Below are 13,152 nucleotides of genomic sequence, written 5' to 3' on the forward strand. Positions count from 1 at the left end.
CCACCCGTGTGACGCCCGTGTTTCCCCACCCCGTCCTTCCGCGGCCCCATCCCTCGTCCCCCCGGCGGATCCGCCATCCGACGCCCGTTCCCGCAGCCGCTCATGCTTCGGAACCGCTTGGATGCTCCCGCTGTCGAGCAGCCACCCTCCGCTCGCACCCCCGAGCCGAACGGTCGATCCGCGTGTCAGCGGATCGATCTAGGCGTTCGCTCCCCGCTCCACGAATCGCAACCACCTCGAGAGGCCGACCGCGCCGAGCCCGACAAGGGCGGGCTCGGAGACCAGCACCGTCAGCCGAGGCTCGCGACCCACTCCGAGCTGCCGTCGACGAAGGACTGCTCCTTCCAGATCGGCACCGACGCCTTGATGTCGTCGACCAGTGCCGCGCAGGCTTCGAAGGCCGCCGCTCGGTGGGCCGAGGCCACGGCGCAGGCGAGGGCGAGGTCGCCGACCACGAGGTCGCCGACCCGGTGCACGGCGGCGATCCGGACGTCCGGCCACCGCTCGGCGATGCGGCGGGCGGATGCGAGGAGTGCGGCGGGGGCGTCCGGGTGCGCCTCGTAGGACAGGCGGAGCACGCCGCGGCCCTCGTCGTGGTCGCGGACGACGCCCGCGAAGGTCACGACGGCCCCGTGCGTCGGGGAGTCGACCGCCTGCTCGCACTCGTCGACGGTGATGGCCTCGGCCGCGAGGCGGGCGAGGGCGACCGGATCAGCGGGCATGGTCGCCGCCTCCGAGCTGGTCGAGCAGGTGTCCGATCACCGGGTCGAGCACGTCGATCCCGTCGCGGACGCCGCCGGGGGAGCCGGGGAGGTTGACCACGACGGTGCGGCCGCTGACGCCGGCGAGTCCGCGGCTGAGCACGGCGGTCGGGACGTGGGCGGCGCCCGTGGCCCGCACCGCCTCGGCCAGGCCGGGCAGAGGCCGCTCCAGGAGGGGGGCGGTCTGCTCCGGGGTGACGTCGCTCGGGGCGACCCCCGTCCCGCCGGTGGTCACGACCACGTCGACTCCGCTGCCGATCGCGTCGGAGATCGCCTCGCCCACCGCGTCGCCGTCGGCCACGACGACCACCCGCGACTCCCAGCCGCGGCTGACGAACCACGCCTCGAGCGCCGGTCCCGTCCGGTCCTCGTACACGCCGGAGGCGGCACGGGTGGAGGCGACGACCGCCACCGCCCGCCGCGTCACGGGACTCATTCGCTCGTCCACGAGCCGCTCCTCCCGCCCGCCTTCGCGAGCACCCGGACACCGGTGATCACGGCACCGCGATCGACCGCCTTGATCATGTCGTAGACCGTGAGGGCGGCCACGCTGACCGCGGTCAGCGCCTCCATCTCGACGCCGGTGCGCCCGGTCGTGCGCACGCGCGCCTCGATCCGGACGCGGCCGTCCTGCGGCTCGAGGTCGACGTCGACGCCGTCCAGCGCCAGCGGGTGGCAGAGCGGGATGAGCGTCGAGGTCGCCTTCGCGCCGAGGATCCCGGCGATCCGCGCGACGCCGAGCGCTTCACCCTTGGGCAGCTCGCCCTGCTCGAGCAGCCGCACCACCTCGGGCGAGGTCTCGACGTACCCCTCGGCGACGGCGGTGCGCGCCGTCACCTCCTTCGCGCTCACGTCGACCATGTGCACGGCTCCGTCGCCGCGCACATGGGTGAGCCGGTCGCTCTCAGTCATCGATCCTCCAGATCTCGACCGCATCGCCGGTCGCTGCGTGGTCCGTCCCGACGGGGACGTGGATGAGCACGGTGGAGCGGGCGTAGGACGCCAGCAGGTGCGAGCCGGGCCCGCCCACCGGGTGCACGAGGCCCTCGTCGTCGAGGACCCCGCGGCGGATCTGGTGCAGGTGGGCGGGCGAATCGAGGGCCGTGCCCAGGCGCGCACGGAGCCGCGGCCGCTCGGCGGGCACGCGTCCCGCGAGAGAGCGCAGCTCGGGACGGAGGAAGACCTCGAACGAGACCAGGGCGCTCACCGGGTTCCCGGGCAGCGAGACGATCGGCAGGTGCAGGCCCTCGGCCACGCGGACGAGCCCGAGGCCCTGCGGGCCGCCCGGCTGCATCTCGACGTGGCCGAACTCCGAGCCCGCCGGCCCCAGCGCGTCGCGGACGACCTCGTAGGCGCCCGCGCTGACGCCGCCGACCGTGATCACCAGGTCGGCCGCGCCCGCGTGCTCCTCGAGCAGCGCCAGGAGGTCCCCGGCCCGGTCGCTCGTGCAAGCGGCGACGGTCGGCAGCGCACCTGCTTCGCGGACGGCCTCGGCCAGCAGGGCGCCGTTGGCGTCGTGGATCTGCGCCTCCTCGAGCACTGCGCCGGCCGGTCGGATCTCGTTCCCGGTGGGCACGACGAGCACCCGGAGGCGCGGCAGCACCTCCGCCTCGGTCAGCCCGAGGGAGGCGAGGAGTCCGTAGTGGGCCGCGCGGAGGACCGTGCCGGCCGGGAGGGCGAGCTCGCCGCGACGGGCGTCGCTGCCCCGGGCGCGGACGAAGGTCGCCGGCACCACCGGGTGCGCGAAGGCGACGCTGCCCTCTGCGGGGAAGCGCGGAGGATCGACGCGCTCGACCGGGACGACGGCGTCGGCCCCCTCCGGCAGCGGCGAGCCGGTCATGATCGGGGTCGCGGTGCCGGGCTCGTGCCGGGGCGCACGGTCGCCCGCGGGGATCGGCGCCGAGACGGGCAGGGCGACGGGATGCTCCGGGGCCGCCGCGTCGAGGTCGGCCGCCCGCACCGCGAACCCGTCCATCTGCGAGTTGTCGAAGCGCGGCAGGTCGAGCGGGGAGTCGACGGAGCGGGCGAGGACCCGGCGGTCGTACGCGCCCGGATCGGCGGCGACGGCGACCGGATCCAGGCTCAGCGTCTCGCGGGCGCCCCGCGTGGCCAGTGGCGCGAGCAGCGCCCGCACCCGGGCGGCGTGCAGGTCGATCGAGGTCATCGTGTCCTCTCGCGAGCGGCGGTGCCCGACCGGCGGCGGGGCCGAGTCCATCTTGCCGGGTCGCGCCCGGTTCCGCGGCGTAGGGTGAGCGGATGAGCACAGCACTGGGGATCCCCGGCTTCCGGCCCCGTCAGCGCAGCGCGGTCCTTCCGGCCGACCGCCCCGCCACCCCGCTCCTCCTCGACAGCTACGGGCGTGTCGCGGACGACCTGCGGATCTCGCTGACCGACAAGTGCAATCTGCGCTGCACCTACTGCATGCCGGCCGAGGGCCTGCCGTTCCAGCCGCCCGCCTCCCTCCTCAGCCGCGAGGAGATCCTCCGACTGGCGCGCATCGCCGTGGAGCAGTTCGGCGTCCGCCAGATCCGCTTCACCGGCGGGGAGCCGCTGCTGCGGAAGGACCTCGTCGACATCATCCGCGACGTGGCCTCGCTCGAGCCGCGCCCCGAGATCTCACTCACGACGAACGCCATCGGGCTCTCAGGTCGGGCGGTGGCGCTCGCCGAGGCCGGCCTGAACCGGGTCAACGTCTCGCTGGACTCGATCTGCGCGGAGACGTTCGCGAAGGTCACCCGGCGGCCGTTCCTCGACCGCGTGCTCGCCGGCATCGACGCGCTCGGCCCTGCGGGCCTGGATCAGACGAAGATCAACGCGGTGCTCCTGCCCGGGATCAACGACCTCGAGGCTCCGGAGCTGCTCGCCTGGGCCCTCGCGGGCGGCCACCAGCTCCGCTTCATCGAGCAGATGGCCCTCGACGCCGACCACGGCTGGGACCGGGAGACCATGATCACGGCGGCGGACATCCGCGCCCTGCTCTCGGAGCGCTTCACCCTCAGCCCCCACGCGGCCCCGCGCGACGGAGCGCCGGCCGAGCTCTTCGACGTGCGCGAGGCCGGAGGATCCGTCGTGCTCGGCCAGGTGGGGATCATCGCCTCCGTCACCGAGAACTTCTGCGGCGACTGCCGCCGCACCCGGCTCACCGCCGAGGGCGGCGTCCGGAGCTGCCTCTTCTCGAACGAGGAGACCGATCTGCTCGGCCCGATGCGAGCGGGGGCGGACGACCACGAGGTCGCCCAGCTCTGGCGCGGCGCCATGTGGGCCAAGCCCGCGGGCCACGAGATGAACGTCGTGGGCTTCGTCCAGCCCGAGCGCACGATGAGCGCGATCGGCGGGTGAGCGTGCGGGTCCGCTACTTCGCCGCGGCGAAGGCCGCCCTCGGCCGCCCCTCCGACGAGCTCGACGAGGTGCCCGATCTCGGCGCGCTCGAGGAGCGCCTCGTCGCCTCCGCGCCCACGGCCGCCGACGTGCTCGCGCGGTGCACGTACCTCGTCGACGGAGTGTCGACGGCGGACCGGGCGACCCCGCTCCGCCCGGACTCCGCGGTCGACGTCCTGCCGCCGTTCGCCGGCGGCTGACCCGCCGACACCGGCGCTCGTACGGTCGTCGCCATCCTCTGGAGGCGGACCGAGATCGTGGTGATCGGTCGCGGCTGCGCCGGGACTCCCGGAGTGATCCAGGCGCCCCGGCGCAGCTGCGGACGGCTCGACCGCCGACGGCGAGCGCGTCTCGAGAGCGGGGGACCGCGACGATCCGACGCGTCCCACCTGCGCGTCGCCGGCCCCGCGGCCTCGGCTCGGCTCAGCGGCCGACCGACCGGATCACGGGCAGATCGCGTTGGTCATCGTGTCGAAGACCGTGCGGCCCTGCACATCGCGGAAGCTGAACGCCGACGCCACTCCCGTGGCGATCAGCTGCCCGCCGTTGAACGCGCGGCCGTCCTTCGTCACGTAGCAGTCCGGCGCGTAGGCGGTCGCGTCGGAGGGCACGCCGGACGCGATCCGCGTCTGCGGCGCGGTCACGTCCGCGAACACGCCGTACCGGACGAGCGCGCCGTTCTGGATCACGTCGGCGATGTTGCGGTTCTGCTGATCGCGGAACGCGTCGGCACTGGTCACCCCGGTGGTGATCAGGAGGCCGCCGTTGAAGAGGCGTCCGTCCGGCGTCAGGTGGTACCCGGGCGTCAGGACGGTCGATCCTGCCTGAACACCCGTGGCGACGACCTGGTTCTTCGTCGTGCCGATGTAGCGGACGATCTCGGTTCCGGTCAGGACGTCGATCACGTCCAGGTTGCTCGCGTCGCGGAAGGAGTCCGCACTCGTCACTCCCGTGGTGACGAGGGTTCCGTCGGGGATCCGCAGCTCGCCGGACGGAGTGACGTAGTACGCCGGGGCGTGGACCGTCGAGCCGGCCGGGACGCCCGTGCCGATGACCCTCAGTGCCGGGTCTCCCGAGACGAATCGGTAGAACACCCCGTCGGCGACGAAATCGGCGACGTCGCGGTTCTGCTGGTCCCGGAAGCCCTGGGCACTGGTGACGCCGCTCGCGAGCTTCGTCGAGCTGTGGTAGAGATCGCCGGACGCCGTCAGGTACAGCCGGGGTCCGACGGGCGAGGCTCCCGAGGGGACGCTGCCGTTGGACGTCGTCGACGCCCCCTCGTTGTTGAGGACGTACCGGATGGCACTCCCCTCGGTCGCCGTGGTGCTCGCCGTCGCGCCGGCGGTCGTGGCGCCGGCGACGGCGGTGAGGGTGAGGCCGGTCTGGGCCACGTTGCCGGCCGTGACCGGGATGCTGACCCGTCCGTCCGAGCCGGTCGTCGCCGAGACGGTCTGCGCGCCGCCGCTGGTCAGGCCCGCGGGCAGCGTGATGGTGACCGCGGCTCCCGCCGCCGGGGTGCCACCGGTCGTCGCCAGGACCGACACGCTGCGCGTCGTGCACGCGGCGAAGGTGTAGGCGGGGGCGTCGAAGGCGAGCGCGAGGGGGGTCGAAGCGGCGAAGGCGGGCGTGGCCACGGAGGCGGCGACCACCGGGATGGTCCACGCCGCGCCCTGCACGATCGTCCGGCGGGCCGGCCGCCCCGAGGTCGGAACGGTCCAGGAGTCCGGGGTGCCGGAGTGCTCTGCGCTCGGGTCCACTGAGTCGATGTGTGTCATGGGGTGTCCGTCTCTGTCGGAGGTGTCAGGGGTGTCCGACGCGCTGATCCTGCCCAAGACCGGACCTCTGATCGACGAGGAACGGGGTGCGACGACGTTCGATGCCCGCCCGTGGAGTTTCCGTCGCCGTCGGCGTCATCCCGCGTCGTCGATCCGTCGGAAGGTCCGCTGCATGTGGACGCGCGAGCTGAACCCGGCCGACTGCGCGACGCGGTCCAGGTCCGCCCCCGACCGGGAGCCGAGCTCGTCGAGGAGGCGCTGCGCCTCGAAGGCGCGCCACCGCTCGATCTGCTGACGCGGGGTGGTGCCGGCGGAGGAGAACGCGCGGTGCAGGTGGCTGACCGACACTCCGAGGGTCTCCGCCAGCGTCTCCACCGTGAAGGAGCGGTCGCGGTAATGGCGCTCGATCAGTCGCGTGCCCGCGGCGAGGACGCCCGCCGCGGAACGGTCCTCGCGGTCGAGAGCGGGCAGGAGCGCCGAGAACGCCGAGGCGATGAGGTGCTCGCTCGCGATCTCGAAGTGCTCGAAGGCCGCGTCGGACGGCTCGACGTCGAAGTTGAGGACCGTGTTCGCAGCACCCGTGAGAGCCCGCCAGTAGGGCTCGGGCAGATCCAGCACCGTGTCCATGATCGAGGAGAACCCGCTGCCCTGGAGCACGGACGGACGCAGCTGCCACTCGAAGCGGGCCCAGGGGCTCACCGCCGCTGCGTACTGGACGGTCGAGGCGCGGGTCATCAGGGCGCTGCCGGGCGGAAGCCGGTGGTCGACGTCCCCGATCCTCACGCGACCGATCCCGTCGGCGCTGAACAGCACGCGGAGCCGGCCGGGGTGGGGGAGGATCTCGAACTCCCCGCTCTGCAGCCACGCACGGCTGAGGCTGAGCCGGGGCGAGGTGATCGCATCGACGACGGCACCGTGGGGGAGTGGCCGCCGCGGGATCCAGCCGAGGCGCCGGAGCCGTCTCTCGGCGGCGCTCCAGGACTGCGGCATCACCGCCCCGCTCGCCTCGGGACGGGGTCGAACGGATCGAGGAGGGCCGCGCGCCGTGCGGAGCGGAGGGTGTGGGACGACATCGATGCTCTCCTCGGAACGGCGGCCGTGACCACGGCGCCACCTCTCAGCATCCGACGGCGCTCGACGAGATCCCGCGAGGAAGCACGATTCCTCGTCGGGACGAGCACCGGACATCGCCGATCCCGGTCGACCGCGACGGAGCACACGGCCCCGTCGACGACCCGGAGGCCGTTGCGCGTCAGAGGGCGCTCAGCGCGCCCATGTCGCCATCCCGCCGTCGAGCGAATCGGACGCCACGCCCGCCGCTGCCGCCCGCTCCGCCGCCAGCCGCGACCGCACGCCGGAGGCGCAGTGCAGCACGAGCGGACCCGTCGGCAGCGCCGCGGGATCGAAGCGCGACATCGGCATCCGGACCGCTCCCGGCACCGCCACCGAGCGGTCCTCGTCGTCCTCGCGGAGGTCCACGACGGTCGGGGGCGTCGGTCCGGCCAGCCGCTCGCGCAGCTGGGCCGCCGTGATCGACCCGGCCGCAGCCCGACGCTCCGGCACCGGGGGCACCCGCCGCTCGAGGGGGAGCTCGGCCCAGGAGGCGTCGAGGGCGTCGTGCACCAGCACGCGGCCGAAGAGCGGCTCGCCCGCCCCGGTCACGAGCTTCACGACCTCCGCCGCCATCGCCGAGCCGATCATCGCGCAGAGCGCGCCCAGCACGCCGACACTCGCGCAGCTGTCGCCCGCGTCCTCGGCCTCGGGGTGCAGCGCCCGCAGCGTCACTCCGCCGCCCGGAGCCGCGGCCCAGAAGGTCGACAGCTGGCCGTCGAAGCCGAGCGCGGACCCCCAGACGTGCGGGACCCGGGCTCGGGTCGTCGCATCGGAGGCCAGGTAGCGGGCGCCGAAGGTGTCGAAGCCGTCCACCACGACGTCCCACTCGGCGACGAGCGAGTCGACGTTGGCCGAGGTCAGCGAGACGGGGAACGCGCGGGCGTCGATCCCCGGGGACAGCCGCCGCGCGGTCGCCGCAGCGGACTCCGCCTTCGACCGGCCCACAGAGGAGTCGTCGTGGGCGGTCTGCCGCGCCAGGTTCGAGAGCTCGACGACGTCGCCGTCCACGATGCCGAGCCGACCGACTCCGGCGGCGGCGAGCGCCGTGATGACAGGCGACCCGATGCCGCCCGCCCCGAGGATCAGCACCCGTGCGTTCCGGAGGCGTCGCTGCCCGAGCTCCCCGATCGGCCCCAGGCGGATCTGCCGCGCGAACCGCTCGCGCTCGGCGGCGGTCAGCGGTGGTCCCGGCTCGACGAGCGGGGTCATGCGAGCTCCTTCCTCCACTGGCCCTCGTGGGCGACGGGGGTGAAGCCGACGGCCTCGTTCACGGCGAGCATCGGGCGGTTCTCCTCGGCGTTCCAGGTGTAGACGGCCCGGCAGTCCCGAGCGGTGAGCGCGAGCTGCTCGAGGGCGTCGAGCTTGAGCAGCATCCCCAGCCGGTGGCCGCGGTGCTCGGGCAGGACGAGGGTGTCGCCCCAGAGTGCCGCACGGCCGGGGATCACGTCGACCGTGCAGTAGCCGACCAGGCGGCCGCTCGCGCGCTCGAGCGCAGCGGAGGTCAGCTCGATGCGCCCTCCTGCCGCGGCGCCGGTCTCGTGGGCGGCGAGCCTCGCCCGCGTCCACGTCTCCTCGGGGACCGACAGGCCCGCGGACGGGGCCTGCACCGACATCCGGGTGCGCAGGAGGAGGAGGTCCTCGATCCGCTCCCGGGGCGTCGCGCCCCGCCAGTGCAGCAGCTCGTAGCCGGAGGAGTGCTCCTCCGCGGCAGCCCGTCGCGAGGCCGTCCGCGCGTCGTCGAGGGGGAGCCGGACGACGCTGACCCGCTCCACCTGCTCCAGGGTCCAGCCGCGGGCCGCGAGCCGGCGCGACCCGGGGTCGCCGGAGGGGACGGACCCGGCTCCCGAGAGAGCGGCGATCCGCGGGCCGGCCGCATCAGCCCGGTGGGCCGTCCAGGTCTGCAGGACCCGGCGGCCGAGCGCGGCCGCCTCGCTGCTCAGGTGCTCCATCAGCGCTGTGCCGACTCCCCGCCCGCGCTCGGCCGGGAGGACCGAGATCGACACCCAGGCCGCCTCGTCGTCCGGGGCGGTGCTCCAGTGCAGCTCGCCGCTGCCGACCGGACGTCCGCCGGACTCCGCGAGGAAGGCGCGGCGGGGGGAGTGCTCGCGCTGCTGCCACTCCCCGAGGCCCGTCTCGGCGGGGAACGCCAGATCCGCGGTGCCGGTCCCCTCCGCCTCGACGGCGTCGCCGATGGCGGTGAAGGCGAGGAAGTCGCCCCAGCCGGCCGCCTCCACTCGCTTCGGGATCACGAGCTCGCGGACGCGCAGCGTCGGGTCGGAGGAGCGGTTCACCACCCCAGTGTGCACTCCCGAGCGCCGGGAGCGGCCCGTCCGGCCCGTTCCGTCCGCCCGGCGTCGCGGCCCGATCGGGCTCCGCCTCCCGGTCCCGGGGCGGCCGTCGGCTACCGTGGAGGCGTTGTGGACGGGAGCGAGGCGGCCGGGTGTACCTGAAGAGCCTGACCCTCAAGGGGTTCAAGTCCTTCGCTCAGCCGACCACGTTCGCCTTCGAGCCGGGGGTCACCTGCGTCGTCGGACCCAACGGCTCGGGCAAGAGCAACGTCGTCGACGCCCTCGCCTGGGTGATGGGGGAGCAGGGAGCGAAGACCCTCCGCGGCGGCAAGATGGAGGACGTCATCTTCGCGGGCACCTCCACCCGTGGACCCCTCGGCCGGGCCGAGGTCGCACTGACCATCGACAACTCCGACGGCGCCCTGCCGATCGAGTACACCGAGGTGACGATCACCCGGACCCTGTTCCGCAACGGGGGCAGCGAGTACGCGATCAACGGACGCGGCTGCCGGCTGCTCGACGTGCAGGAGCTGCTGAGCGACTCCGGTCTCGGGCGCGAGATGCACGTCATCGTGGGGCAGGGGCAGCTCGACGCGGTGCTGCACGCGACCCCCGAGGAGCGGCGCGGCTTCATCGAGGAGGCGGCCGGGATCCTCAAGCACCGCCGCCGCAAGGAGAAGACGCTCCGCAAGCTCGAGGCGATGCAGGCGAACCTCACCCGCCTGTCCGACCTCGCGGGCGAGATCCGGCGCCAGCTCAAGCCCCTCGGGCGGCAGGCCGCGGTGGCCCGCCAGGCGCAGACCATCGCGGCCGTGGTCCGCGACGCCCGCGCGCGCCTCCTCGCCGACGACGTCGTCGCGCTCCGGACCGCTCTGGGCGGCTTCGCGCGCTCCGAGAGCGAGCGGCACAGCGAGCGGGTCGTCCTGCAGCAGCGGCTCGAGCAGGCGACGCTGCGGCGCGCGAGGATCGAGGCGGAGGCGGTCGGCGACGCTGTCGACGACGCGCGGCGCACCTCCTTCGAGCTGGAGTCGGTGCAGGAGCGGCTGCGGAACCTGTCGGCGCTCGCCGGGCAGCGGCTCGCGATGCTCGAGCTGGAGTCCGAGCAGCCGCAGATCCAGCCGCGCGTCACGCCGGCGCAGGTGGAGGAGGCGCGGGTCGAGCTGGAGCGCCTGCGCCAGTCGGTCTTCGACTCGGAGGCCGCCTGGGTGCAGGCGCAGCGCGGGACTGTGGAGGCCCGCGCAGCCCTCGACAGGGTCGACGAGGAGATCGCCGCGCAGGCGGCCCTCGTCTCGCGCTACGACCTCGAGCTCTCCACCCTCTCCGGGCAGGCCGACACCGCCTCCTCCCGTCTCGCCTCCGTGCGGGGCGAGGTCCTCCGCGCGCAGAACACCCTCGATTCGGCCGACCGGCGGAAGGAGGCGGCGCGGCGGGCGCTCGACGCTCTCGAGGCCGAGCTGGACGACGCGGGCCGGGGTCCCGACGGCAGCCTCGACGAGGGCTACGAGCACGCCCAGTCCGCGGTCTCGGCCGCCGAGAGCGAGATCGAGCGGCTGCGCGAGGAGCTGCACGCCCTGGAGCGCGAGCGCGAGGCGCTGGCGGCCCGCACCAGCGCTCTCTCCCTGGCCCTGGACGTCTCGGACGGCTCGGCCGAGCTGATCGCCGCGCGAATCGACGGGGTGCGCGGGCGGGTCGCCGAGCGGATCCAGGTGCGACCGGGCTCCGAGGCCGCGATCGCCGCCGCCCTCGGCGCGGTCGCCGACGCCGTGCTGGTCGAATCCGCCGACCGGGCCGACGCGGCTCTGGACGCCGCTCTGGAGCGCGATCTCGGACGCGTCGAGCTGCTCGTCGCCGACGCCGCCCGCCCGCCGGTCGAGCTCGCCGTCCCCGAGGGAGCGGTCCGCGCCGTCGACCTCGTCACGGCGCCGACCGGTGTCCTCTCGCTCCTGGAGCGCGTGCTCGTGGTGGAGGACCTCGCCGCGGCGCGGCGGCTGCGCCCGGAAGCCGGTCCCGGCACGCTCCTGGTGACCCGCGACGGCGCCGTCGTGTCGGACGTCGTGCAGAGCGCCGGCTCCGGCGGGCAGCGCAGCCGCATCGAGCTCGTCTCCGAGCGCGACTCGGCAGCGGGCCGGCTGGAGGAGGTCGAGGGCGGGATCGACCGGCTCCGCTTCGAGGTCGCTGAGCAGACCGGCGCGCTCCGCGGGGCCAAGGAGCAGGCCGCGAGCGCCCTCTCGGCCCTCCGCGAGCACGACGCCGCCCGCGCCGCGCACACCGAGCGGCTGGGCGGCGTGCGAGCCCAGCTCGGGGCCGCCACCGCCGAGCACGGCCGCGGTTCCAAGGCGCTGACGGTCGCGTCGGAGCGCGTCGGCGACGCCGAGCGCGCGGCCCAGGAGGCGAGGTCGGCGCTCGACGCCGCGCGTGCCCGACCCCGGCCGGTGCTCGACGCGAGCGCCCGCGACGGCCTGCAGCGCGACGTCGACACCGCACGCGAGCGCGAGATCGAGGCGCGGCTCGGCGTCGAGACCGCCAAGGAGCGGGTGCGGGCGGAGCAGTCCCGCGGGGAGGCGCTGGCCCGCCAGCTGGCCGCCGACCGCGCCGCCGCCGACGAGGCCGCGCGCCGCGCCGTCATCCGCCGCCGCCGGCGCGACGCGGCGGCCGAGGTGACCGCCGCGCTCCCCGCCGTCCTCGCCTCCGTCGATCGCTCCGTCCAGCAGGCCCGGGGCGAGCTCGTCGCGGCCGAGGCGGCGCGCTCGCAGCAGAACGCCGAGCTGCAGGGGCTCCGTCGCGAGGAGGGGAGCGTACGCGACCGGCTCCAGTCCGTCACCGAGAGCGTCCACGGCCTCGAGCTGCAGATCTACGAGAAGAAGCTGCAGCTCACCGGTCTGCTCGAGCGCGCCGCGTCCGAGCTCGGGCTCGCCGAGGACGTGCTGGTGGAGGAGTACGGTCCCGGAGTCGGCGTCCCCGACGAGACGGACGAGGAGCAGGAGCCGCGGCCCTACGTCCGCGAGGAGCAGCGCCGCCGCCTCGAGAAGGCCGAGAAGCAGCTCGGGCAGCTGGGCCGCGTCAATCCACTCGCGCTGGAGGAGTTCGCCGCGCTGGAGCAGCGGCACGCGTTCCTGACCGAGCAGCTGGCCGACCTCACCGGGACCCGCCGCGATCTGCTCACCATCATCGAGGAGCTCGACGACACGATGCAGACGGTGTTCGCCTCCGCCTTCGACGACACCCAGGCGGCGTTCGCGGACGTGTTCCCCGTCCTCTTCCCCGGCGGCACGGGCAGCATCCGGCTGACCGACCCGGAGAACCTGCTCACCACGGGCATCGAGGTCGCGGTGCGGCCGGCGGGCAAGAAGATCGAGCGGCTGTCGCTGCTCTCCGGAGGGGAGCGCTCGCTCGCGGCCGTGGCGTTCATGGTCGCCATCTTCAAGTCGCGGCCGAGCCCCTTCTACATCATGGACGAGGTGGAGGCCGCCCTCGACGACGCCAACCTCGGCCGGCTGCTCAGCATCTTCGAGGACCTGCGCACGTCGAGCCAGCTGATCGTCATCACCCACCAGAAGCGGACCATGGAGATCGCGGACGCCCTCTACGGCGTCTCGATGCGCCAGGACGGCGTCTCGGCCGTCGTCGGCCAGCGCGTGGCCGCTCCGCCGGCCTGAGGCGGCGGCGCGCCGTGCGATCTGCAGGCCCGCGTGCTGTCAGCAGGCCCGCGTGCTGTCTGCAGGACCTCGTGCCGTCTGCAGGACCTCGTGCGGTCTGCAGGACCTCCTGCCGTCTGCAGGCCCGCGTGCCGTCTGCAGGACCTCGTGCCGTCTGCAGGACCTCGTGCGGTGTGCAGGG

At 74.4% G+C, this 13,152-nt stretch carries 11 protein-coding genes; 3 read left to right on the forward strand and 8 right to left on the reverse strand.

Going from position 1 to position 13,152, the window contains the following annotated elements; translation table 11 throughout:
* Positions 1 to 290 precede the first annotated feature (290 nt).
* From C5D08_RS04175 to glp, 4 genes are read right to left on the reverse strand one after another with little or no spacing between them, the layout of a single operon-like run.
* Complete coding sequence (locus C5D08_RS04175; RefSeq protein WP_104275971.1) at positions 291 to 722, reverse strand: molybdenum cofactor biosynthesis protein MoaE; 432 nt, start codon at positions 720 to 722, stop codon at positions 291 to 293.
* On the reverse strand, positions 712 to 1,209 hold the full coding sequence (locus C5D08_RS04180; protein WP_258067286.1) for a molybdenum cofactor biosynthesis protein B: 498 nt from the start codon (positions 1,207 to 1,209) through the stop codon (positions 712 to 714). The genes C5D08_RS04175 and C5D08_RS04180 overlap by 11 nt, the downstream gene beginning before the upstream one ends.
* Positions 1,194 to 1,673, reverse strand: coding sequence for a cyclic pyranopterin monophosphate synthase MoaC (gene moaC / locus C5D08_RS04185; RefSeq protein WP_104275973.1), 480 nt, complete (start codon positions 1,671 to 1,673; stop codon positions 1,194 to 1,196). Before moaC ends, C5D08_RS04180 begins: the two co-directional genes overlap by 16 nt.
* On the reverse strand, positions 1,666 to 2,925 hold the full coding sequence (gene glp / locus C5D08_RS04190; protein ID WP_104276076.1) for a gephyrin-like molybdotransferase Glp: 1,260 nt from the start codon (positions 2,923 to 2,925) through the stop codon (positions 1,666 to 1,668). The genes moaC and glp overlap by 8 nt, the downstream gene beginning before the upstream one ends.
* Positions 2,926 to 3,017: 92 nt before the next feature.
* Here glp and moaA point away from each other — a divergent pair, with 92 nt between their 5' ends.
* Together moaA and C5D08_RS04200 are read left to right on the forward strand one after the other, a co-directional pair.
* Positions 3,018 to 4,100: a GTP 3',8-cyclase MoaA gene (gene moaA / locus C5D08_RS04195; protein WP_104275974.1), complete on the forward strand. Its 1,083-nt coding sequence runs from the start codon at positions 3,018 to 3,020 to the stop codon at positions 4,098 to 4,100.
* Complete coding sequence (locus C5D08_RS04200) at positions 4,097 to 4,339, forward strand: MoaD/ThiS family protein (RefSeq protein ID WP_104275975.1); 243 nt, start codon at positions 4,097 to 4,099, stop codon at positions 4,337 to 4,339. Before moaA ends, C5D08_RS04200 begins: the two co-directional genes overlap by 4 nt.
* A 243-nt stretch (positions 4,340 to 4,582) precedes the next feature.
* Here C5D08_RS04200 and C5D08_RS04205 read toward each other — a convergent pair whose 3' ends face one another.
* From C5D08_RS04205 to C5D08_RS04220, 4 genes are all read right to left on the reverse strand, one after another.
* Positions 4,583 to 5,914 carry a hypothetical protein gene (locus C5D08_RS04205; protein WP_104355580.1) on the reverse strand — a complete coding sequence of 444 codons (1,332 nt, stop codon included), beginning with the start codon at positions 5,912 to 5,914 and terminating at the stop codon, positions 4,583 to 4,585.
* A gap of 135 nt (positions 5,915 to 6,049) precedes the next feature.
* Entirely contained in the window at positions 6,050 to 6,904 is an 855-nt protein-coding gene (locus tag C5D08_RS04210) for an AraC family transcriptional regulator (RefSeq protein ID WP_181110194.1), read from the reverse strand.
* A 273-nt stretch (positions 6,905 to 7,177) separates the two neighbouring features.
* The gene (locus tag C5D08_RS04215; protein ID WP_104275978.1) at positions 7,178 to 8,236 is read right to left on the reverse strand and encodes a ThiF family adenylyltransferase; all 1,059 of its coding nucleotides are present in this window, start codon (positions 8,234 to 8,236) and stop codon (positions 7,178 to 7,180) included.
* Positions 8,233 to 9,318: a GNAT family N-acetyltransferase gene (locus tag C5D08_RS04220; RefSeq protein WP_146086116.1), complete on the reverse strand. Its 1,086-nt coding sequence runs from the start codon at positions 9,316 to 9,318 to the stop codon at positions 8,233 to 8,235. Before C5D08_RS04220 ends, C5D08_RS04215 begins: the two co-directional genes overlap by 4 nt.
* 149 nt (positions 9,319 to 9,467) lie before the next feature.
* Between C5D08_RS04220 and smc the strand changes: the two genes are divergently transcribed.
* Complete coding sequence (gene smc / locus C5D08_RS04225) at positions 9,468 to 12,971, forward strand: chromosome segregation protein SMC (RefSeq protein ID WP_104275980.1); 3,504 nt, start codon at positions 9,468 to 9,470, stop codon at positions 12,969 to 12,971.
* The last annotated feature ends 181 nt before the right edge of the window (positions 12,972 to 13,152 follow it).

The sequence above is a fragment of the Rathayibacter sp. AY1B6 genome (assembly GCF_002932755.1).
Classification (GTDB): Bacteria; Actinomycetota; Actinomycetes; order Actinomycetales; family Microbacteriaceae; genus Rathayibacter.

Bases quoted from the DNA above. Each gene is read 5' to 3' on its own strand.
- glp (WP_104276076.1), bottom strand. From the start codon at position 2,925: ATGACCTCGATCGACCTGCACGCCGCCCGGGTGCGGGCGCTGCTCGCG.
- C5D08_RS04175 (WP_104275971.1), bottom strand. From the start codon at position 722: ATGCCCGCTGATCCGGTCGCCCTCGCCCGCCTCGCGGCCGAGGCCATC.
- C5D08_RS04210 (WP_181110194.1), bottom strand. From the start codon at position 6,904: ATGCCGCAGTCCTGGAGCGCCGCCGAGAGACGGCTCCGGCGCCTCGGC.
- moaA (WP_104275974.1), top strand. From the start codon at position 3,018: ATGAGCACAGCACTGGGGATCCCCGGCTTCCGGCCCCGTCAGCGCAGC.
- moaC (WP_104275973.1), bottom strand. From the start codon at position 1,673: ATGACTGAGAGCGACCGGCTCACCCATGTGCGCGGCGACGGAGCCGTG.
- C5D08_RS04215 (WP_104275978.1), bottom strand. From the start codon at position 8,236: ATGACCCCGCTCGTCGAGCCGGGACCACCGCTGACCGCCGCCGAGCGC.
- C5D08_RS04205 (WP_104355580.1), bottom strand. From the start codon at position 5,914: ATGACACACATCGACTCAGTGGACCCGAGCGCAGAGCACTCCGGCACC.